At 66.1% G+C, this 1,170-nt stretch carries 2 protein-coding genes; one reads left to right on the top strand and one right to left on the bottom strand.

The window, feature by feature from the left end; translation table 11 throughout:
• Position 1 precedes the first annotated feature (1 nt).
• Positions 2–877, top strand: a complete 876-nt coding sequence (locus F6S12_RS31975; RefSeq protein WP_315869886.1) for a LysR family transcriptional regulator — start codon at positions 2–4, stop codon at positions 875–877.
• Between the two features lie 70 nt (positions 878–947).
• Here F6S12_RS31975 and F6S12_RS31970 read toward each other — a convergent pair.
• Positions 948–1,170: DoxX family protein (locus F6S12_RS31970; protein ID WP_315869885.1), on the bottom strand; the 223-nt coding region annotated here is incomplete at its 5' end.

Below are 1,170 nucleotides of genomic sequence, written 5' to 3'. Positions count from 1 at the left end.
GGTGCTGGTGGAAGCCGGCAGCTTTACCCAGGCGGCCCAGCAGTTGGGGTGCAGCAAGGGCCAGCTCTCCAAACGCATCAGCGCCCTGGAAGCCCGCTACGCCGTGGTACTGCTGCAACGCACCACCCGACGTCTGGACCTGACCGCCGCCGGGGCGGCGCTTCTGCCTCAGGCCCAGGCGCTGGTAGTCCAAGTGGAGCGGGCCCATCAGGCCCTGGCCCGGCTCAAGGACGATATGGCCGGCCCGGTGCGCCTGACGGTTCCGGTGTCCCTGGGAGAGACTTTTTTCGATGGCCTGCTGCTGGAGTTCTCCCGGCACTATCCCCAGGTGCAGATCGAGCTGGACCTGAACAACAGCTACCGCGACCTGACCCGGGAGGGTTTCGATCTGGCCGTGCGCTCGGAGGTGGCCAACGACCAGCGCCTGGTGGCCCGGCCGCTGTTGGCCTGGCATGAAATGACCTGCGCCAGCCCGGCCTACCTGGAGCAATACGGCGAGCCGCGCACGCCTCAGGAGCTGGCCGGGCATCGCTGCCTGCTCAATAGCCATTACAGCGGTCGGGAAGAGTGGTTGTACCACCAGCGCCATGAACTGTTGCGGGTGCGGGTCAGCGGCCCCTTCGCCAGCAACCACTACAACCTCCTGAAGAAGGCTGCCCTGGTGGGCGCGGGGATCGCCCGGCTACCGTCCTATGTGCTGCACAGCGAACTGGCGGACGGCCGCCTGTGCTGGCTGTTGCGGGACTACCAGACCCGCAGCATGCCGATGTACCTGGTGCACTCCTATCAGGGCGGCCTGCCCAAGCGTACCCAGGTGCTGGCCGATTACCTGATGGACTGGTTTCGTCGCAGCGGTGAGGCGCTGGATCGTTTGTAGCTTCCTCCGGCTTTACCGTCGTTTGTGAACTTGATGGGCCTGCGGCCCTTTTCGCAGCCTGCGGCAGCGGCTACAGAGGACGGTGGCGAAAATGCCGGGCCAGCAGGTGGTCGAGGGACAACACGCCCGGGCCGCGGGCCATCAACAGCAGGAAGATCGCCGCCCAGGTGCCGTGGGTCGGGTAGGCGTCCGGGTAGACGAAGAGCTGGATGGTCAGGGTCATCCCCAGCAACGCCAGGGCGGAAAAGCGCGTGGCCAGGCCCAGCAGGATCAGCATCGGGAAAAAATGCTCG

It is taken from the genome of Pseudomonas sp. JV245A, assembly GCF_032424515.1.
Taxonomy (GTDB): domain Bacteria; phylum Pseudomonadota; class Gammaproteobacteria; order Pseudomonadales; family Pseudomonadaceae; genus Aquipseudomonas; species Aquipseudomonas protegens.
The sequence above is the reverse complement of the archived record's forward strand: the minus strand, read 5'-3'. Positions and strand labels throughout refer to the sequence as shown.